Raw genomic sequence first — 19,594 nt, 5'->3', positions numbered from 1 at the left:
CAAAATGTAAAATGTGTCACATCGAGCGCAGTCGAGATGCTAAATTTTAACTGTAAACGTGCTAGAATCGAAGCTGTTCTCGATACATCAAATCTACGATTTGGCACTGGAACGGACGGTTGGTAATTCACAAAAAGGCAAATCCATGAATTAACACATTAAATATTGATAAATTGATACATTAACAAATTGCTACATCAAAAAATAGTTTCCATAAGTCATATTTATTGCCTATTTTGGAAGTCCCGAATATGAACATGCTACTACGAAATAATTATTTAACGAACTTGTTGCTACGCGAACACTACATGAAGTTTGTATGCTGTTTGAGCCTGTTTTTGTTGACAGTACAGTTTCACATTTGCTTCGGACAATCTACAGCGCCATTCGATAACGATACAGAAATTGCGCTGGAAACCGATTGGGAATTTTATTGGAATGAATTGCTTGCACCTGAGAATTTCAATACAAAAGTACCTTTTACGACAGTTACTCTTGACAATTGGACCACATTTCCACTTTCTGACACTGAAAACCTTCCTGCGTTTGGTTATGCTACGTATCGAAAAACAATAGAACTTCCCAAAGAACGTCCACACATTTCACTGTATATTCCCACTATTTATGCGGCTTCCAAAACGTGGATTAATGGCAGATTGGTCTCCGAAATTGGAACGGTTGGCAACACTTCAGAAGCTACGTTTCACAGACGTTTTCGACAAATTATTCCGCTAAGTACGGAAGAAACACGTTTTGAAATCGTGATTCAAGTGGCTAATTTTTACCATCATAAAGGCGGTATTGACGATGCGTTGATTGTAGGTGCAACACAAAAGCTACAGAAAAAAAAATCGAAGCGTGTCATTGCTGATATGGTGTATATTGGAAGTTTGAGTTTTATTGGAATCTTCTTTTTACTCTTCTTTTTATTGTATTGGAATAAAGATCGTGCCGTCTTATATTTCGCCATCTTGTGTTTGTCACTTGCGTATATGTCGGTTAGCGATCGCTATGCACCGTTAGCGGAAATTTTTGACTCTGTGAGTTGGGTATTCTTAACGAAGATTGAATATGTCGCATTGTTTTTAGCAGGATTGTCTGCCAGCTTGTTTTTCTATACGATCTTTATCAAATTCGTGCCAAAAACCTATAAAAAGATCATTGTTTATGGTTTTTGTATGCTTACGGCACTTACTGTTTTGCTACCTGCGCCCTACTTTACACGCTTTGTGTTGCCGTTTTTAGTATTGATGATGCTGAATTTGGCGTATGTAGCTGTGATTATCTTTAAGGCGATTGCAAGTCAGCGCCACGAATCTATTTTGATGTTGACAAGCATGTTATTGGCTTCTTGTATCTTTATTACGCATATTTTTATCTTTTTAGGTGAGAATGGAAACGCGATTATTTATGTGAATTTCGGCTATATTGTCACTTTTATTTTGCTTTCCATGTTGTTAATGACACGATTTGCCAATTCGTTTCATGCATTGGAAAAGGCAAAAATAGTCGCGCAAGCACAACAGAAAGAAATTGCTGAAAAGTCAAAAGAACTTTCAAAAGTCAATTTGGAATTGAAAGAAAATGTACGTCAGTTAAAGAATTACAATGCAGAATTAGACAGCTTTAATCACATTGTTTCGCACGATTTAAAAGCGCCGTTGGTCGCGATGCATTCGCTCGTTTCTTTTATTGAAGAAGATATAGATCAAACGGTAAATACGGAAGAAGCTAAAACACATTTTGAATCGCTGAAAGGCAGAATTTCCAAAATGTACGCACTGATTAATGGAATGCTAGAATATTCACGAATTGCACAAGGGAAAAAGACGAAAGAAACGTTTAGCATTAACGAATTGTTACTGGAAATTATTGACATTCTCAATCCTGAAAAGAAACATTTTATTCAAATTCCCGAGAAGGATGTAGAAATTTTTACGAGCAAAGTAGAGCTGGAACATGTGTTTTTAAATTTGATCAGTAACGCCATTAAACATTGTGATAAAGAACAAGCGATTGTTCATATTTCATACCAAAAAACTTCCGATATGTATACATTCACCGTGCGCGATAACGGTCCTGGAATTGATAAAAAGTATCATCATAAGATTTTCGATATGTTTTACCAACTCGAAGAAGGCGATAAAATTGAAAGTACGGGCATCGGACTCACGATTGTAAAGAAAATCGTTTCTGGAAATGATGGGAACATCAAAATTGACTCCAAAGATGGCGTTGGCACTACGATTTCGTTTACTTGGAAGGTTTGAAGCTTGAAATGTTAGATTTTAAATGTTGAAGGTTGATTGCTTCATTCTTTGAAACTTTTCATATCGAACTACAAAACGTCATCTCGAGTGGTTTCCGTAACATTGCCCCTTTCGAAATGTTAGCTGTTGCATTTTGAATTGTTTCACAGCTAAACTTTTAAACTTCCAAGCAGCTCTCGATACAAAATTCTTGTCAAAATTTCACTCGATCTGACGTTATTGCTACATTAAAATTTGATACGTCCTTGCGAGAATTTTTGACATTGAGCGGAGTCGAAATGCAAAATTCGTGGCAATCTGTTACTTCAAATAACAAATTCGTTTTACAATACACAGACTATCGCGTCGCTTTGCTTCTGGTAGTGACGTTTCGAATTAGCACATTAAAAAAACCGTCATTGCATACACAATAACGGTTTTTGAAATTATCCAAAAAGTCTAACAGTCTAACAGTCTAACAGTCTAACAATCTGCGCAAGTCTATAAATGTCTAAACATCAATGATCATCATGATGTTCGCTATGGTTTCCAAACGGTTTGATGATGATTCCGACACTTAGAATGAATCCATCCATTGGTGCGTAAATTTCTGAAAACGAAGCATTGGTAATCGTTGGTGTTACTAATGGCGAGAAACGACTTTGCCTACGATCGGTAAAGTTTTCGAAGTTCGCGTAGATTCCGCCCCAAGAAAAGTTGCGCATTCCCAAAAATCCCATCGTAATGAAATCGATGGTATCAGTTCCGTTCGATAATACTTGCGAACCTGTGTAGTAGGTTTCAAAACCCAAACGCCATTCGCTGGTTTCATACATGAGCACGCTTCCTGCATTGTGTCGTGCTGTTAAGGGTTTTTGTGGATTTCCTGGCAAATATCGAAGTCTTGTATCAATCAACGCATAGTTGACAAACCATTTGAAATGATCGTATGAGAATTTAATATTCGTCTCTGCTCCTTGCGTAAGAATCAATCCGTCAGCATTTTCATATTGAAAGAAGTTATCTGCATTCAAATTTAACAACAAACCATTGTCAATCGCCGTGAGATAGAATAATTGATTGATTGAGAAGCCCACAGTTTCATTGAAAATTTTTGATTTGTAGTTAAAATCAAGGTTTAAACCATACGAACGTTCTGCTTTTAGCAAATCTTCATCAATTTTTAATATATTTTCAAAGTTGATAAATTCTGCTTCTTCCGTAAATAAATCGGGTGTTTTGTAGCCCAATCCACCACCGAAACGACTCGAAAATCCGCTGTCATTTTTGTAGAGTACCGAAACTCTTGGCAAGACAAATATTCCCCAACCTCTCGCAAAATCGGTACGCAAGCCTGTTTCAAGAATCCAATTGTCAGAGAAATCAAAGTTAGAGTTTACAAACGCTCCAAAGGTCAAATCATTTTGATCGCGTTGCAATGGTGCGCTGTCAGCTTCATCAAAACTTGTTGTGTATAAATTCGCGCCAAGCGTCCAATCGTTTTTGTCATAATTGTGCTGTATGGTCACTTCACTGAAGGAATTTAACTGACTTCCTTTGAATTGCATATTTGGCACATTTAATTCTCGATTAAAGTATGAGAAACTGTTTTTTATCGAGAATACTCGCGTAGAATCTAACTTGGTCGTATACACTGCCTGCGAACTTACTCGTTGTGAAATGTTTTCTTCTGTGTATTGATTCGTTCCGTCTGAATCATTTTCAATCGTAGCGACATCTCCACCAATTCGATCGTCGTACGTTCCGTTGAGACCAATCCAAAATGTGGTATCTTCCGAAGGATAGTAATAGAATTTCGGATTGAACGTTATGGAAGTCGTTTCTGGCAAGTTGCTGAATCCGTCATCTTCCGGATCAAATACTTCTTGATAGTTGGCAGATGCATACAAACTTACGCCATATTTGTCGTTTCGCTTGCTGTAAAAGGCGTTTAAAGTACTTCCCCACGCGCTTGTTTGGGTAAACATCAGATCGAAATCTGGCTCATAGTCGGGCGATTTTGATACTAAATTCACCAAACCTGCAATGGCGCCGCCACCGTATAATGTGGAAGCACTTCCTTTGATGATTTCAAATTGTTTTAAGTCTAAGGGTGGAATTTGCATGATGCTCAATCCGCTTGAAAATCCGCCAAACAGCGGAAAACCGTCGCGTAACAGTTGCGTGTAACGTCCGTCCAAACCTTGAATACGAATGTTTTGATTTCCACTACTCAACGAGGTTTGCTGCATTTGAATTCCCGTACTTTCGCGCAATACCATGGAAATGTTCGTTGGATTCATCATGTTTTTTTCCATCAATTCTTCGCCACCAATGACTTCTATCCGTGTTGGAATTCTTCGGATGTCACGTGTGCTACGCGTTGCTTCAATGGTAACTGCGTTTAGTTCACCTTTGGCTTCTTCCATGTAAAAAATCAATTCGGCTGTAGCCGGAATCGTTACAGTGGTTTCTATTGTTTTATAACCTACAAATGAAATCATAAGATGGTGTGAACCGCTAGGAATTTCTTTGAATGTGGCAATTCCTTCCGCATTAGTGATGGCTCCTTTTTGTAAGTCTTCAAACAATACATTGGCGCCTAATAAGGCTTCTTTTTCATGTTCAGAGAACACTTTAATGGTAATATCGTTTTGTGCGTTTATAAGTCCGCATAGCATACATAGGAACAGAAGGCTCCATTTTTGTCCTTGCATAGTTTATATTTTTATTGTTTTTTATGATTAGAGTCAAGATTCTAGATCGCTTCGCTTTTGGAATCTAGATGAATACTTAGCATCTATTTAAGTGAATATCATTGTTTAGTATGGTATTCTTTTTTGTAAAAAATCAACTTATAAACTTCGGTGGTTGCCAAATGGCGAACAGCATATCAAATCGGTAATGTGATTCAAAATGTGTGAATATTTGTGTAGAGATGTTTGTTTTTGATTGAAGCGTGAAGGTTTCTGGAATTTGATGCACCACTAAGACGCCGCAACAGTTGCATACACAAAGCATGGCACAGGAATCTTCATGATCGTCATTGTGTTGTTGTGAATCTTCTGAGCAGATTTCAGTGGTATTTTCATCTTCTGAACAGAATCCGTCTGCACAGGGTTTTAACGCCAAGGCAAGAATTAGAATTCCGAGTATGAAACTGATGCTTTTCATTTGTCTTACAAATATAGGGTAAAAGAAGTTTCGTACAAGGGATTTTTAGGTTTTAGGTCTTGGGTGAATGAATTTAGAAAAGAGTATTATTCAGTTATTGATCTCTTCGGACACGAACTGTTCCAATAACTCTTTCTGTCCATTGATTTCCTTCATCTTGCTGAATATGTTCTCCCTCAAAAGTAAAAGAAATATATTCTCCAACTTCTCCAATTTGACTAAAATTTAATGTCATTTGGTTTGTAGTCACAAGAATACCTCCTAAGTTTAACCTCCAATTTATGTATGGGGATTCTCCTGTGTTATGACTAAAAAAGAAATAAGGATCTACTTCATAAATTCCTAAGTTTATAAATTGCTCTCCATCTTCGGGATTAAATTCCATTTTAAAGTTTTCTCCAATAGTTTTTCTTATAAATAATCTATCAGATTCAATACTTACATCAAATGGTTCGGTTACAATTCTTGTAGTTGTTGAAGATACAACGGGTCTAGTAAAAGTATAAATTATGTATTCATCCACATCGTTACAGGTCATCAAATCTCCCACTTGTGTTGTTGGAATTACATAAGTGTAGCTATTTTCTCCTGTACTTTGAAGGTTGTCAAAATCATACCCTTCTAATGTAAATGACGTTTCTCCATTACAGAGAAGCGTATCAAATTCAAAATCTCCGTTAGTTACTGTATAAAAAATGGATTGATTGTTATCAGTCCTCATTATAACATATCCATTCGTAACATTTGAGTTATCACATTGTTTTAAAGTTCCTTGTACATGTGATTGAGACATCATATCACTGGTGATAATTATTTCAGGAATTACATTTATACTTTCTTCATCAAATGGGCCAATACTTAATGTCGTTATTACTTCATCACAATATCCTTTAACCTCTAAATTTATGATGCTATTTGCAGGAATAAAACCACATGCCTTTCCATCTTGATTTGTAGTGAATATACTTGGAATTGTTTCACCATCCTTATATGCATAAATATCTATATCTAATAAAGCAGTATTGTTTTGGTTTAACACCGTAAAATCTACTTTTGCAAAAGGAATAGGAATATCTACATTCCACGGTGTGAAATGCGAAACAGTTCCCACATATTGATCTCCTACTCTTGTAGCTTGTCCATCTTCAATCCAATAGCCATTTTCTTCATCAAAATACCAAAGGGGAATCGTGTTTGGCGCTGAACTTAATTGTTCTGTTACAATTGGAAATTTGAGTTCTGAATCTGAAGCAATTTGTAGTTTTTCATTGCTGCTACCTGTCAATTCAACCGTTAACATGCCATAAGTTTCTAAAAGATTTGGTTCATCATTACTGTCTTGACCTAATAGCATACCAGGCATTAAATCATTTAAATTTTCATCTGTTGGGTTCAAGTAATTGAAGGCAATATTTACAGATCCTATATATTCAGAACCATCTTCTTTTACAAAATCACCACTAAATCCAATAGCATATTCATCATATTCTAAAGTAAAAGGTGTTCCTGCTTCTCTGACAACACTAAATTTTTCTTTCAACATGATATTTATACGATTTTCTCCATCAATTGGTATAATGGATCTAGAACCGTTGAAATATCCTGATAGGGAGACTTTTATGTAAGCAAAATTTTCTTTTACAGAGATATTATTCATCACAAACATACCGTTTAAATCAGTTTGTGTAGATGCATTTCCAATAGTTACTGTCGCAGCAATTAGTGGTTGATTTTCTTCATTGATAATTCTCCCAATAAAGTTTCGGCTGACGGCATTTCCAAAGTCATAATTGAAAGTGGTTGGATCTGGATTTTGCCCTGTATCTGGGTTTTCAGTAGCAGTTTCTGTCATTTCATCATTTTTGCAGTTGGTAAAACTAATGATGATTAAAAATGCGAGTACTAGGAATCGGTATTTTTTCATAAGGTTCAGTTAAATAATCAATATACAAAAAAATCAATCCATTCCTGGGAAGCTAGTGACAAATTTGACTTTGATGTCTGCAAAATTCTCTGCGACATATACTTTTAGATCTTCGCCATATTCCACTACTTGCCATTCGCCACAGTCATCGGCAAAGTTTTCTACGAGTTTTACTTTGATGTCGGGAAAGCTGTTTACAATTTTAATTTTGACATCTGCATCGCCTCTATTTTCTACAAAACGAATTTTTCCATAGAGTTTTTTGCCTTCAAAGGTGCAATTATCGTCTTGTGCTTTGGGCAATACCGCAGAAATACAAAATATACTGATTATGAAAAGGAATAAAAATTGACCGCTTCGTTTCATGATGAATAGTTTTTTCTAAAATACTAATTTTTAAAAATACCTATGCCATATAATACAAAAAGCGAACCGAAGTCCGCTTATATGCTATTATTTTAAGAAAATTAATATTAACATACTTCGATAATCGAAAAGATTGGTTCTGGATCCGGATTTGGAAGCGGATCTGGAGCAGGGTTATTAATTGGAGGTAATATAGGGCAAGCACCACCACCAAGTGTATTTCCTCCTCCTTTTACTGTTTGTTGGTTTAAATTAGAGATTGATTTTTTGTTCAGTTTTAGCGAATTTAGATTCAACTTCTTCATGAATATTATGTTTTGTAGTTAATAATGATTCAAATGAAGGAAGAAATATTCGCAGATAAAAACAATTGAATTGACGGTTTATAAACGATCAATAAAGTGATGAAAATTCGATGTAAAGTCTTAAAAACGTATGAAGAATGTTCTTTGAATTGCAGAGAAATTCAAGGTGTCATTTCGAATTGACGAATTTTATGATAATGCACAACGGATTCGGAATGTTACTTTTTGCCAAGTTTGGAGTTCAACATTTTTAATCCTGCTATGTTTCTTTCTAAAACGACTTTTACATCTTCTGTTTTTATGTGTCCTAAAATGCCCCAAGGACCAGCATATCCTTCTTTAAGTAATGTGTTGATCATTTCAAGTTCATAATCACCTTTGCCAATATCAAGAATTTGTGGCCCTTCTTTTTTGACACCATTTAGGTTTACAAACGACAAATACGGTTGTATTTTTTTGGCAATGTCTTGAAATTCATCTACATATTCATGTGCATGATGAAAGTTATACACCATAGTAAGCGATTCATCGTTTAGTTTTTCTAAAATTTTGAGTTGATTGTACGGATTGCCAAACCAACCATGATGATTGTATAAAGCGAGTTTACAACCAAGTTCGTCCGCTTTTGATTTGACAAATTGAATCATTTCCACCGATCGTTTTATAGATGCTTCTTCAGAGAGGTTTTTAAAAAAGTTATCGCTAAAACTTACCCAAATGACTGGTTTTTGACTGACTTCACTTATGTTTTGCAATAATTCTTGATTGGCAGGACTCAGTTTCCCAATACTGTCTCTTTCAGCATTGAGCCATAAAAACACAGAAGTAATTTCTATATTGTTTTCTTCGGCAAGCTTGAATTCTTGTTTCATGGTACTGAAATCGCCTTTGCCTTTGTTGAAACCATATTTTTTTAATCCTAATTCTTTTATCAACGCTATTCTTTGTGCAGGTGTTCTGTCTGCAGTATCAAAACCTAAGATACACCAAGGAGCTACTTCGCTTATTTTAATACGTTGTGTATCATTTTTTTGACAAGCTACGTTTAGTGTCAAAAAGAAAAATACCGCTCTAAATTTTATAAAGTTCTGCATGTATTGTTCTGTGTTTTATGAGCTTAATTCCTTATTTGTAGCGTAAATTACAATCATTTAGATACGCGAAACTCTCACCTTTTTCTTCTTCAAGCGTGTATTATTTGTGTTTTGAATGACTTCTTTGACTTTGGAAGCTTTCACCGCTACAAATGCACAATCGCTCTTCAATTCAATCATTCCCAATTCGTCTTTGGTAAGTTTTCCTTGCTTCATGAATAAACCGGCTATGTCACCTTTGGAGATTTTGTCTTTTCGTCCGCCAGAAATAAATAAGGTTTTCCAGCCAGAAGCTTTCGGTCTTTTGGTCGTTGGAATTTCTTCAATTACTTCTACTTCAGAAATGAAATCTGGAACCGTTTCTTCTTCCCATTGCAATACAAACGCCGTTCCTTCTGCGTGCATACGTGCTGTACGACCGTTACGATGTGTGAATTCCTGTGCTTTTAATGGCAATTGATAATGCACAATAAATTTGATTTCTGGAACGTCAATTCCGCGCGCAGCCAAGTCTGTTGCAATGATGAGTTGGTGCGTTCCGTTTCGGAATTTGATCAATGCGCGTTCGCGATCTTTTTGTTCCATTCCGCCATAGAAACAACCGTGTGGAATGCCGTTATTGTTGAGAAAGTCACTTACGTACTGAATGGTATTTTTAAAGTTACAAAAGATGATTCCGGGTTGATTCGCCATGAGCGAAATCGTGTTTAAAAGCGTATCTAGTTTGTCTTTTGTGGGTGAAAGTATCCGTTTTACCGTCAGTTTGGCGATTTTTTCTTCTAGATAATTGATCGTGAGCGGATTATTCATTCCGACAAACTGCGGAATCTCCATGTCTTTTGTTGCAGAAGTCAATACACGTTTTTCAATGTGTGGTAACAACGAAACGATTTCTTTCATTTCTTCTTCAAAACCGACTTCGAGTGATTTGTCAAATTCATCTAAGACCAAGGTTTTAATCGCGCGTGTATCAAAGGTTTCTCTGCGCAAATGATCTGCGATTCTTCCAGGTGTTCCTACTAATATTGCCGGATTGTGTTTTAAATCGACTTTGTCTTTAGAAAAATTGCGTCCGCCATATACTTCATTGACTTTGAAGCCTGTGCCCATGTCGCGTGTGACTTGTGCAATTTGAATTGCCAATTCGCGCGACGGCGCTAAAATAACAACTTGCACGGCATCACTATTGATATCCAATTCGGCAATTATCGGCATTAAAAATGCCAGTGTTTTTCCCGTTCCTGTTGGTGAAAGTAAGATTGTATTTGGATGCGAACTGATTGAAAGTTTGGCTTCTTCCTGCATTTCATTTAGGCGTTCAATGCCTAATTTTGCTAAGATTTCTCGCTGATTTTTTATGATTTTTGACATGCCACAAAAGTACAGTTATTTTTTTGTTTGTTTGTTTTTTGATGAAATGATTCAAAAATTAAATGATTCAATAATTGAAAGACCGAAAAGATTCTTTTTCTGTCACGAATGCATGCATTGTTTTTCTGTTTTTTAAGATTTGTTCTTGAATTATTTTTAGTTGCTTTCTATAACGTCTCATCGAGTGGTTTTTCGCAATGTTTACATTGAGCGTAGTCGAAATGAAATGAAGAAAATTGTATCGAGATGTACTTATGAAACAGCATGAATACGTGCTTACTTAATCTTCTTTGAAAGTCCTCAATACTAACGGCTAACATATTCACAACTCACAAACCTAAGTATAGATTTTACGGTATTCCCCTACACGCTCACGAATTGTTTTTCGTAAATTTAAGTATCACAAACAAAAAATTTAATCATGAAAAAAAAGAAAATCAAATCGTTACAATTTTCAACATCCGTTGTTTCTAATTTAAATCCAGAATCTGTAAAAGGTGGACTTTCAGGCGCGTGTACTTCAAGCATTAATAATCTTCAATGCTATTTTGCTTGTCCAGAATCTGTGTATGCGCCTTGTGGATAGGATGTTTTGAAATGAAAAAAATATCGAGAACAATTTAGTAACGATCAAATTGTTCTCGATATTTTAATTATTTACTAAAAAACTATTCTTCTACTTCTTGAAATTCATAGATTAATAATTGACTCTGAATGTTCATTGGCAATGCCAAGAGTTTTTTCTCAGGAATGTATAAAATATCGCCTACACTGCGTCCAACCGTAAGAATGTCTTTTACGTCTCCTTTGTTGTTGATGGTCATGATTTTCCCTGTTTTCCATGCAGAAATGATTAGTTTTTCCGTATCGTAGATTTGCACACCATCCAAGTTTCCGAGCGTATCTTTGGATACTTTTGTGATTTCTTTGGTTGCCATGTCTACTTTTAAAAGGTTTCCGCTTTGTTTCTGTTTTCCTTCCGGTCCAACCATGTTTCCCCAAGCGGCTACATACATATTAGTTTTTACTTGCAACAAACCATTTGGATGTTCCAACGCATCTGATTGCAGCCACGCAGAAAACGTTCCATCTTTTTTTAAGGCAAAAATAGTAGAATTTGCAGTGTCTGATACATACACAGTACCATCGGAAGCAACATTAACATCGTTTAGAAATTGTGTACCTTCTGTCGTATGTGTTTTTAAAACTTTTCCTGTTTCTAAGTCTGCTTCAACCAAAACGGTGACGTCACTTACGTATAATTTATCGTTCGTAATGGCAATTCCTTTCGGATCATTCAAGCCTTTTACAAACATGGTGTCGATTACTTTTCCATCTAAAGAAATTTTAGCGATGCTTCCATCTCCATTTTCTCTATTTCCTATTAACGAAGCGTATAATACATTTCTTTTTGAATCATACACAACAGATTCACAATGTGTTAAACCATTTACTTCGTGTATTAGTTTAGGTTTTAAAACTTTTACTTTTTGATCTTCACTTGAAGCTTTTTGTACTTCTTTTTTTTCATTATTACAAGCGATGATACACAATGAAAGCAACACTATTTTACATACATTTTTCATGAATCGGTTTTTTTGATTTCTTTCTAAAATTACAGAATCAATCTTAATATTTATAATTTAGTTTTAGTATTTTGCAAAATATGAAAAGAACGTTCCAACAATATTTACTATTCACTTTTCGCTCCATTCTATTTTGGGTACTTGCCTTTGCCTTTATGATAATCATTCGCTATTTTGGAATTTATGAAGAAAAAGGCGTTAGTATTCTACCAAAATACGAGCTTCCTATACAGGATTTACTCCTGTATGTAGGCATGTCTTCTATTCCCTTTGGTATTTTTTATGCGGCTATCGAGTTTTTGTTTGATCGCTTTTTAGCGAAACGAATTTCCTTAGGTGTCATCATTTTTACAAAAACGTTCCTGTATCTAGTGATGCTGATCTTTTTGGTAAGTTATGTGGTGGAATATACAGGTTATATGCTGGATGTTTCTTTGACAGAAGAACGCGGTTGGTGGCGCACTAATAAAACGTTTTGGTCCATTATGATCTTTTTTGTGATTGCTTCTTTGGTATTTTCTTTTATTCGAATTGCCAATGAAAAGTTTGGTCGTGGTGTGTTTCTTAAAATGCTGCTTGGAAAGTATCGCAAACCCAAAGAAGAGAAGCGAATTTTTATGTTTCTCGATTTAAAATCGTCTACTACCATTGCAGAAAACTTGGGCCATTATAAGTACAGTCAAATGATTCAAGATTGTTTTTATGATTTGAATACCGTTGTTAGAAAGTTTGATGCAGAAATTTACCAATATGTTGGTGATGAAGCGGTATTGAGTTGGGAGTATAAAAGAGGTTTGAAACAAAATAATGCCTTAGAATTGTATTTTGCTTTTATTGATAGAATTCATCATCGAAGCGAATATTATCAAGAAAAATACAACTTACTTCCCGAATTTAAAGCTGGAATTCACGGTGGAACATTGATGGTAACAGAAGTTGGAAGTATTAAAAAAGAAATTGCCTATCACGGTGATGTGATTAATACGACTGCAAGAATTCAATCGCAATGTAACGCCTACAATGCCAATGTGTTAATTTCAGAATCTTTATTAAACGAGTTGCAACCTCCTAAAAAGTATGTTACCAAAAATATTGACGATTTATTATTGAAAGGAAAAGTAAAAAGCGTTAATATTTATAGTGTTTCTTTATTGTGAGTTTGTAACTCACAATAACGTTACAAACTCACGTTAACTTCTCAATACTCAATACTCAATACTCAATACTAACTACTCAATACTAACTACTCAATTCTAGTAACCTAATCCGTTTCTTCCAAAAAGAAAAATTCGTTTACAGGTTTTTTAAAGAGTTCACTTAACTTTAATGACAATACTGTAGAAGGCACATAACGTCCTTTTTCGATGGAATTAATGGTTTGCCTTGAAACTCCTATGCGTTTGGCTAAATCGTCCTGTGTAAGGTCTAAAATAGCGCGTTCTATCTTGATACGGTTTTTCATTTGAGATTTTTTTTAATCAGATAGAAAAACAATAAATACATAAAAAGCATGAACCAAAGTATTTGAAAATCGCCTGTATCTACTAATTTAGGCGTTTTATTCCCCATAACAACGGCGGCTGCATAGGTAATTGCTGGATAAATTAAAGTATACACAGCGCCACCAACAAATGCACCTGCGAGTGCTTTTCCGCGTATAGCGAGCATCATTTCATCTTCTACTTTTTCTCTAGAGAGCACTACAATTAGAAGTCCTAAAAGAACAACACGTTTTGAAATAAATTTGAGCGTTTCGGAGATTTCTACACCTGTAATTTTTAAGATAATAAGCGTTAAAAATGAGAGTACTGCAATGGCAATACCTATTTTTTTGTAATGATTGGGCAAGCCAAAATTGACTATTTTTTTGAGTCTTCGTTCTTCTGCTTCGCAAAATGTTTCTTTTGCCATGATAATTTTTTTGATTGATTGACAACTGTATTTGATATAATGACAAATATACTTTACATTTTGTAAACTACAAACGATATTAAGAAAATTTTATACAGCATGAGTTTAAACTCGGGCAAGCTTTTTTTTTTGAAACGTCTTCCTATCTTTCCAAGGAGTTTATGAAAGCTACATGGAATAAGAAGTTGAATCAAGTCAAAAAGCGATAGCAAGTGTAAAGCACAATGTCTATCAAAAAATACAGAAAAATAACACTTTTGATTACATAATTTTTTTGTACTTTTAATTTCTCATGAAAAAAAATAAGTTATGTTAGATAAAATTTCAAATCTCGACGGATTTAGTTTTATTAATAAAAATGGACAACGAAATATTGTTGGTGGTCTTCCGCGTTTTTGTACAGATGAAAAGCCTTGTGAGTATCCGTATAAATGCTACAGTGGTATTTGCAGATTGCCGTAAGTTCATTTCCATATCTTCAAAAACATTACTATTTTTAAGATTTTACATATTTATTTTATAAGATTCTTAACTCAAATACACATTCTAATTCTTGACTTTTAAAGTAATTATTAATAAAAATTGCTTAATTATGAAAAAGAAAGAATTAAAATCATTAGTCTTACAAAGAAAACAGTATCTAATTGAACTTCACATGGACTATCAGGAGGAAGCAGCGACAGCCACGTAACAGTAAGAACTTCTAATTTATGTACTGCATATTGTTCGCTAGATTGTACTTGTGAAAGTTGTCCACCAGAAACGGAGCTATGTACCGGTTATACACAAGATTTAGCTAGTGATTGTATTTGTTTGTAAGATCAGGAAAAGACACTAAAAAAGTCCTTTGAAGTTTATTTTCAAAGGACTATTTATATTTGTTGAATAAAATTATGCTTCTATCGCATACATTTTTTCGCGTTGTTCTTTTATTTTTTTGTCGTTCATGTAATCATCAAATGTCAAGTATCTGTTAATAACTCCTGTTGGCGTTAATTCAATGATTCGGTTGGCAACCGTTTGTGCAAACTCATGATCGTGCGTCGTTAGTAAAACTGTTCCTTTGAAGTTTTTGAGCGAGTTGTTGAACGCTGTGATGCTTTCCAAATCTAAGTGATTTGTAGGCTCATCTATCATTAATACATTGGCTCTAGTCATCATCATGCGCGATAACATACAACGCACTTTTTCGCCTCCAGAAAGGACTCTTGCCGTTTTTAAGGCTTCTTCCCCACTGAAAATCATTTTCCCTAAGAATCCACGAACGTATACTTCTTCTCTTTCTTCTTCTGTGGTTGCCCATTGACGTAACCAATCAACCAATGTTAAATCGTTGTCAAAGTATTCAGAGTTGTCTACTGGCAAATACGATTGTGAAGTGGTAACTCCCCATTTGTACGCTCCCGCATCAGCGTTCTTTTTACCATTGATAATTTCGTAAAAAGCGGAAGTAGCACGTGAGTTTTTGGAAATTACAGCTACTTTATCGCCTTTTGCCAAGTTGATATCTACATTTTGAAATAATATTTCGCCATCTGCACTAGCTTTTAACCCTTCTACATGTAAGATTTGATCTCCAGCTTCGCGATCTCTTTCAAAGATAATCGCAGGATAACGACGACTTGAAGGTTTAATGTCTTCTATTTTTAAACGCTCCAACATCTTTTTACGCGAGGTTGCTTGTTTCGATTTTGCTACGTTGGCACTGAATCGCATGATGAATTCTTGCAATTCTTTCGCTTTTTCTTCTGCCTTTTTGTTTTGTTGTGCGCGTTGTCTTGCCGCTAATTGGCTGCTTTCATACCAAAATGTATAGTTTCCACTGTAGTGGTTTATTTTGGCAAAATCAATATCTGAAATGTGCGTACAAACTGCATCTAAGAAGTGTCTGTCGTGTGAAACTACAATGACACAGTTATCATAATTTGCTAGGAAATTTTCTAACCAAGCGATGGTTTCAAAATCCAAGTCGTTTGTAGGCTCATCCATAATCAACACATCTGGATTTCCAAAAAGTGCTTGTGCCAATAACACACGTACTTTTTGTTTTCCATCCAACTCATTCATGGTAGAATAGTGATTGGCTTCTGAAATTCCTAAATTTGACAACAATGCTGCGGCATCTGAGTCTGCATTCCAACCGTTCATTTCTTCAAATTCCACTTGCAACTCTCCTACGCGATCACCATCTTTATCAGAGAAATCTACTTTAGCATAAATCTCATCCATTTCTTTTTTAATAGCGTACAAAGGCTTGTTTCCCATGATTACAGTTTCTAGCACGGGCAAATCGTCATAGGCAAAGTGATCTTGCTCCAACACAGACATACGTTTGCCAGGTTCTAAATGTACGTGTCCTGAAGTCGGATCCATCTTTCCTGATAAGATCTTTAAAAAAGTGGATTTACCAGCGCCATTCGCTCCGATAACACCATAGCAATTCCCAGTGGTGAACGTGGTATTTACTTCATCAAATAAAACACGTTTTCCAAATTGTACGGATAAATTAGATACAGATAACATTTTTTTCTTTTTTTAAACTTTTTTATATGGCGCAAAAGTAAGAATTACATTGAATATTACTAAGTTTTAAGACGAATTTTACGTAGATGTGTCTTAACGTTTTAACGACTATTTTTAACAACGCGTTAACACCCTATTGTATTTGTGATGGTTAGTTTTGTTAAAATCTCAAAGAGACCACTAGATCACTATGAAATATTTTACCCCATTATTGCTCTTATTTATCTGTTTCGGTTGTAATGATTCTAAGAAAGAAACTGCAGAAGATGTGGTGTATTTTGGTGGAGAAATTATCAATCCAGGGAACGATTATGTAGTTTTGTATCATAAGGGAGAATTCGTAGACTCTTTAAAACTAGACGATAAGAACAGATTTATGGGAAAACTGAAAAACCACAAAGATGGTTTGTATAAGTTTTATCATTACCCTGAATACCAATATATTTATTTAGAAAAAGGCGATAGCTTGTTGCTTCGTTTGAATACCTATAAGTTTGACGAATCGCTATTTTTTACGGGAAAAGGTGCCGAAAAAAACAACTTTTATATCGAATTGTTTCTGCTAAATGCGAGTCATGAGCGACCTGTATATCAGTTTACAAAGTTGAATAGTGAAGATTTTCTTAACAAAATTGATTCGCTACAGGATATAAAATTGGCAAAACAGCAAAAATTTTTAAAGGAGAATCCGAATGTTTCGGACGCATTTAAGAAATTTACAGACAAAGCTATTCAATATAGAAATTTTAGATATCGCGAAACGTATCAGAATATGTTTTTTAAGCGTAGAAAGAAAGATTCTACCTTAACAATTGTAGATTCTTTTTACAAGTACAAGTCAAAAGTAGATATGAACGATTCTACGATGAGTTATTACCGTCCGTATGCAAGGTATATTATGCAATATATCAACAATTCGTCGTATAGTGAATGTTTGCAACGCTCTTGGAAAGGTGACAAACCGCTAAATACTTCTTTGACATACAATAAAAATAAATTGAAATATATTGACAGTTTAGTGACGTATCCGTATTTGAGAAACGAAATGCTTCGCTACACTGCATATTCGTATTTTAGAAACAATACCACAGATATTATTCAAAATAATGAATTTTTCAAGCTGTATCAAAAAGTAGCTACCGACACCAAATCGAAAGAAGAAATCACAAATCTCCACAACGGAATTAAGAGTTTACAGCCTGGCAATAATTTTTCAAAACAAATTTATGTGTATGATGAGAAACACATGCGTGTTCCTGTGAATAAGTTAAGTGCCAAACGTGGAAAGAAAACTATTTTTTACTTTTGGACATCCTCTCAAAAACGCCACAAACGATTGATTACAGGAAAAATAAAAAGTTTGGCTAAAGAATTTCCAAACTTAAATATTGTGGGAATCAGCTTGGATGAAGATCATAAACGTTGGAAAAAAGAAGTGAATGATTTCAATTTTCCAAGAAGCCAACAATACCGCATTGGAAAGCGTGATCATGTGTTGCGCGACTTCGCTTTGATTAGCATTAATAAATTGATCATTACTGATTGGAAAGGTGATATTGTCAATGCCTTTGCTAGTATTTACAATACTGATTTTAAGAAAGCGTTAAAGTAAAAGTACCTTGGCTGTTATTTAAAAAGTGCTTGGATTTTATTCCAGAAACTCGCTTCATTATTTTTAGTTGCTTCTAAAGTATCGAAAAAATCTTCCGGATCCTTTAAAAAGTGTACTGCTCTAGATTTTTTTATATCTTTCAGAATAAATGCTATATCTGGTTCAAAAAGATCTCCGTCAACATTAAAAACTAAACATTCTAATTCTTGACAAAGTTGCAACATCGCATTTAAAAATCGGAGTGCTTTTTCTTCATTTCGTAAGTCTGCTCTAAATTGAAATTCTGAAATACTATTTGTTTCCTTGTCGTACGAAATGAAAGCATCGTGATCTTCTAACAAATTAGTAGTTCCTTTCCAATAATAAGAACCAAATTCACCTCCTTTATCCCAATGGGCACGTTGCACGCACATATCTACTTTTTTTACCAGCTCATCCACAACAACTTTTGTGTTTGACCACCAATTTTTAGTATGTGCATCTTCAAAATCAGGATTTGGAAATCTATTTCCATCATACTGTACATTTTTCCAATATGCTTCCCAACTTTGGTGATCTACAAAAATAACACTCGGTATTTTGCCGTACTGCTCTAGAACTGCTTTTTTTGGAATGATATGTAATTTATATTGCCAAATTGCCATTGTATGAATTTAGTATAAAAAAAGCGTCTTAGGAAATTCCTAAAACGCTTTTTTGTGTATAATTTCAAAGAATTTCTCGATACAATTTTTCTTCATTTCATTACGAAAAACCAATCGAAATGACGTTGAACTTTAATTTCCTTTCTTGTAATCTGCTAAGAATTTTTCCAATCCGATGTCGGTTAGTGGATGCTTCAACAGTCCTACAATAGATGATAATGGTCCTGTCATCACGTCGGCACCAATTTTTGCACAATCAATGACGTGCATGGTGTGACGTACAGAAGCCGCTAAAATTTCCGTTTCAAATCCGTAGTTGTCATAAATCATTCTGATTTCTGCAATCAAGTTCAATCCGTCTGTAGAAATATCATCCAAACGACCAATAAACGGCGATACATACGTGGCTCCTGCTTTGGCTGCTAACAAGGCTTGTCCCGCAGAAAATACCAACGTTACATTTGTTTTAATGCCTTTATCTGAAAAATATTTACACGCTTTGATGCCATCAGCTATCATTGGCAACTTTACCACAATTTGCGGATTCAACGCAGCCAATGCTTCTCCTTCTTTGACCATTCCGTCAAAATCGGTAGCAATGACTTCCGCAGACACATGTCCATCAACAATCTCGCAAATGGCTTTGTAGTGATTCAAGATGTTTTCTGCACCCGTAATTCCTTCTTTTGCCATCAACGAAGGATTCGTCGTTACACCATCTAAAATTCCCAAGGCTTGCGCTTCACGAATTTGATCTAAATTAGCCGTATCAATAAAAAATTTCATCTGTTAGTTATTTTAATATATGAAAGTTGTGTTTACTTTTTTGGGCGTT

At 35.0% G+C, this 19,594-nt stretch carries 18 protein-coding genes; 5 read left to right on the top strand and 13 right to left on the bottom strand.

Translation table 11 applies throughout. The features are described 5' to 3' along the window. The first annotated feature begins 308 nt into the window (after positions 1-308). Complete coding sequence (locus KORDIASMS9_RS17070) at positions 309-2,270, top strand: sensor histidine kinase (protein WP_162820017.1); 1,962 nt, start codon at positions 309-311, stop codon at positions 2,268-2,270. A 497-nt stretch (positions 2,271-2,767) separates the two neighbouring features. On the opposite strand, the gene KORDIASMS9_RS17065 is transcribed toward KORDIASMS9_RS17070, so the two are convergent. The 7 genes from KORDIASMS9_RS17065 to KORDIASMS9_RS17035 all read right to left on the bottom strand — a co-directional run bounded on the left by KORDIASMS9_RS17065 (position 2,768) and on the right by KORDIASMS9_RS17035 (position 10,483). Then, positions 2,768-4,966, bottom strand: coding sequence for a TonB-dependent receptor (locus KORDIASMS9_RS17065; RefSeq protein ID WP_114903999.1), 2,199 nt, complete (start codon positions 4,964-4,966; stop codon positions 2,768-2,770). 133 nt (positions 4,967-5,099) lie between these two features. Continuing rightward, positions 5,100-5,423 carry a DUF6660 family protein gene (locus tag KORDIASMS9_RS17060; protein WP_114903998.1) on the bottom strand — a complete coding sequence of 108 codons (324 nt, stop codon included), beginning with the start codon at positions 5,421-5,423 and terminating at the stop codon, positions 5,100-5,102. 94 nt (positions 5,424-5,517) lie between these two features. Further along, positions 5,518-7,347, bottom strand: coding sequence for a hypothetical protein (locus KORDIASMS9_RS17055; protein ID WP_114903997.1), 1,830 nt, complete (start codon positions 7,345-7,347; stop codon positions 5,518-5,520). Between the two features lie 33 nt (positions 7,348-7,380). After that, on the bottom strand, positions 7,381-7,713 hold the full coding sequence (locus tag KORDIASMS9_RS17050; RefSeq protein WP_114903996.1) for a hypothetical protein: 333 nt from the start codon (positions 7,711-7,713) through the stop codon (positions 7,381-7,383). Between the two features lie 107 nt (positions 7,714-7,820). After that, positions 7,821-8,018 (bottom strand): hypothetical protein, encoded by a 198-nt coding sequence (locus KORDIASMS9_RS17045; RefSeq protein ID WP_114903995.1) that lies wholly within the window; start codon positions 8,016-8,018, stop codon positions 7,821-7,823. A gap of 218 nt (positions 8,019-8,236) precedes the next feature. Beyond that, complete coding sequence (locus tag KORDIASMS9_RS17040; RefSeq protein WP_114903994.1) at positions 8,237-9,112, bottom strand: sugar phosphate isomerase/epimerase; 876 nt, start codon at positions 9,110-9,112, stop codon at positions 8,237-8,239. Positions 9,113-9,169: 57 nt separating this feature from the next. Further along, positions 9,170-10,483, bottom strand: coding sequence for a DEAD/DEAH box helicase (locus tag KORDIASMS9_RS17035; RefSeq protein WP_114903993.1), 1,314 nt, complete (start codon positions 10,481-10,483; stop codon positions 9,170-9,172). 421 nt (positions 10,484-10,904) lie between these two features. Between KORDIASMS9_RS17035 and KORDIASMS9_RS23410 the strand changes: the two genes are divergently transcribed. Next, positions 10,905-11,069 (top strand): hypothetical protein, encoded by a 165-nt coding sequence (locus KORDIASMS9_RS23410; protein ID WP_162820016.1) that lies wholly within the window; start codon positions 10,905-10,907, stop codon positions 11,067-11,069. 82 nt (positions 11,070-11,151) lie between these two features. Here KORDIASMS9_RS23410 and KORDIASMS9_RS17030 read toward each other — a convergent pair whose 3' ends face one another. Beyond that, positions 11,152-12,069 (bottom strand): SMP-30/gluconolactonase/LRE family protein, encoded by a 918-nt coding sequence (locus KORDIASMS9_RS17030; protein WP_114903992.1) that lies wholly within the window; start codon positions 12,067-12,069, stop codon positions 11,152-11,154. An 80-nt stretch (positions 12,070-12,149) separates the two neighbouring features. Between KORDIASMS9_RS17030 and KORDIASMS9_RS17025 the strand changes: the two genes are divergently transcribed. After that, entirely contained in the window at positions 12,150-13,226 is a 1,077-nt protein-coding gene (locus KORDIASMS9_RS17025) for an adenylate/guanylate cyclase domain-containing protein (protein ID WP_114903991.1), read from the top strand. Between the two features lie 104 nt (positions 13,227-13,330). On the opposite strand, the gene KORDIASMS9_RS17020 is transcribed toward KORDIASMS9_RS17025, so the two are convergent. Beyond that, on the bottom strand, positions 13,331-13,531 hold the full coding sequence (locus tag KORDIASMS9_RS17020) for a helix-turn-helix transcriptional regulator (protein ID WP_114903990.1): 201 nt from the start codon (positions 13,529-13,531) through the stop codon (positions 13,331-13,333). After that, on the bottom strand, positions 13,528-13,980 hold the full coding sequence (locus tag KORDIASMS9_RS17015) for a hypothetical protein (protein ID WP_114903989.1): 453 nt from the start codon (positions 13,978-13,980) through the stop codon (positions 13,528-13,530). Before KORDIASMS9_RS17015 ends, KORDIASMS9_RS17020 begins: the two co-directional genes overlap by 4 nt. A gap of 309 nt (positions 13,981-14,289) precedes the next feature. On the opposite strand from KORDIASMS9_RS17015, the gene KORDIASMS9_RS23405 reads away from it, so the two are divergent. Then, on the top strand, positions 14,290-14,442 hold the full coding sequence (locus KORDIASMS9_RS23405; protein WP_162820015.1) for a hypothetical protein: 153 nt from the start codon (positions 14,290-14,292) through the stop codon (positions 14,440-14,442). 429 nt (positions 14,443-14,871) lie between these two features. Here the strand turns inward: KORDIASMS9_RS23405 and KORDIASMS9_RS17010 are convergent, their stop codons facing one another. Further along, the gene (locus KORDIASMS9_RS17010; RefSeq protein WP_114903988.1) at positions 14,872-16,503 is read right to left on the bottom strand and encodes an ABC-F family ATP-binding cassette domain-containing protein; all 1,632 of its coding nucleotides are present in this window, start codon (positions 16,501-16,503) and stop codon (positions 14,872-14,874) included. A gap of 190 nt (positions 16,504-16,693) precedes the next feature. Here KORDIASMS9_RS17010 and KORDIASMS9_RS17005 point away from each other — a divergent pair, with 190 nt between their 5' ends. Beyond that, positions 16,694-18,115: a thioredoxin-like domain-containing protein gene (locus KORDIASMS9_RS17005; RefSeq protein ID WP_114903987.1), complete on the top strand. Its 1,422-nt coding sequence runs from the start codon at positions 16,694-16,696 to the stop codon at positions 18,113-18,115. A 14-nt stretch (positions 18,116-18,129) separates the two neighbouring features. On the opposite strand, the gene KORDIASMS9_RS17000 is transcribed toward KORDIASMS9_RS17005, so the two are convergent. Next, on the bottom strand, positions 18,130-18,759 hold the full coding sequence (locus tag KORDIASMS9_RS17000; protein WP_114903986.1) for a hypothetical protein: 630 nt from the start codon (positions 18,757-18,759) through the stop codon (positions 18,130-18,132). A gap of 132 nt (positions 18,760-18,891) precedes the next feature. Continuing rightward, complete coding sequence (gene fsa, locus KORDIASMS9_RS16995) at positions 18,892-19,545, bottom strand: fructose-6-phosphate aldolase (protein WP_114903985.1); 654 nt, start codon at positions 19,543-19,545, stop codon at positions 18,892-18,894. Positions 19,546-19,594 lie beyond the last annotated feature (49 nt).

It is taken from the genome of Kordia sp. SMS9 (assembly GCF_003352465.1).
In the GTDB taxonomy this organism is placed as follows: Bacteria; Bacteroidota; Bacteroidia; order Flavobacteriales; family Flavobacteriaceae; genus Kordia.
Note: the sequence above shows the minus strand (reverse complement) of the source record. Positions and strands in the feature narration are given on the sequence as shown.

Excerpts from the sequence above, each read along its gene's own strand:
- KORDIASMS9_RS17025 (WP_114903991.1), top strand. The coding sequence starts at position 12,150 with ATGAAAAGAACGTTCCAACAATATTTACTATTCACTTTTCGCTCCATT.
- KORDIASMS9_RS23405 (WP_162820015.1), top strand. The coding sequence starts at position 14,290 with ATGTTAGATAAAATTTCAAATCTCGACGGATTTAGTTTTATTAATAAA.
- KORDIASMS9_RS17035 (WP_114903993.1), bottom strand. The coding sequence starts at position 10,483 with ATGTCAAAAATCATAAAAAATCAGCGAGAAATCTTAGCAAAATTAGGC.
- KORDIASMS9_RS17065 (WP_114903999.1), bottom strand. The coding sequence starts at position 4,966 with ATGCAAGGACAAAAATGGAGCCTTCTGTTCCTATGTATGCTATGCGGA.
- KORDIASMS9_RS17030 (WP_114903992.1), bottom strand. The coding sequence starts at position 12,069 with ATGAAAAATGTATGTAAAATAGTGTTGCTTTCATTGTGTATCATCGCT.
- KORDIASMS9_RS17050 (WP_114903996.1), bottom strand. The coding sequence starts at position 7,713 with ATGAAACGAAGCGGTCAATTTTTATTCCTTTTCATAATCAGTATATTT.
- KORDIASMS9_RS17015 (WP_114903989.1), bottom strand. The coding sequence starts at position 13,980 with ATGGCAAAAGAAACATTTTGCGAAGCAGAAGAACGAAGACTCAAAAAA.
- fsa (WP_114903985.1), bottom strand. The coding sequence starts at position 19,545 with ATGAAATTTTTTATTGATACGGCTAATTTAGATCAAATTCGTGAAGCG.
- KORDIASMS9_RS17010 (WP_114903988.1), bottom strand. The coding sequence starts at position 16,503 with ATGTTATCTGTATCTAATTTATCCGTACAATTTGGAAAACGTGTTTTA.
- KORDIASMS9_RS17060 (WP_114903998.1), bottom strand. The coding sequence starts at position 5,423 with ATGAAAAGCATCAGTTTCATACTCGGAATTCTAATTCTTGCCTTGGCG.
- KORDIASMS9_RS23410 (WP_162820016.1), top strand. The coding sequence starts at position 10,905 with ATGAAAAAAAAGAAAATCAAATCGTTACAATTTTCAACATCCGTTGTT.
- KORDIASMS9_RS17055 (WP_114903997.1), bottom strand. The coding sequence starts at position 7,347 with ATGAAAAAATACCGATTCCTAGTACTCGCATTTTTAATCATCATTAGT.
- KORDIASMS9_RS17070 (WP_162820017.1), top strand. The coding sequence starts at position 309 with ATGAAGTTTGTATGCTGTTTGAGCCTGTTTTTGTTGACAGTACAGTTT.
- KORDIASMS9_RS17045 (WP_114903995.1), bottom strand. The coding sequence starts at position 8,018 with ATGAAGAAGTTGAATCTAAATTCGCTAAAACTGAACAAAAAATCAATC.
- KORDIASMS9_RS17005 (WP_114903987.1), top strand. The coding sequence starts at position 16,694 with ATGAAATATTTTACCCCATTATTGCTCTTATTTATCTGTTTCGGTTGT.
- KORDIASMS9_RS17020 (WP_114903990.1), bottom strand. The coding sequence starts at position 13,531 with ATGAAAAACCGTATCAAGATAGAACGCGCTATTTTAGACCTTACACAG.
- KORDIASMS9_RS17000 (WP_114903986.1), bottom strand. The coding sequence starts at position 18,759 with ATGGCAATTTGGCAATATAAATTACATATCATTCCAAAAAAAGCAGTT.
- KORDIASMS9_RS17040 (WP_114903994.1), bottom strand. The coding sequence starts at position 9,112 with ATGCAGAACTTTATAAAATTTAGAGCGGTATTTTTCTTTTTGACACTA.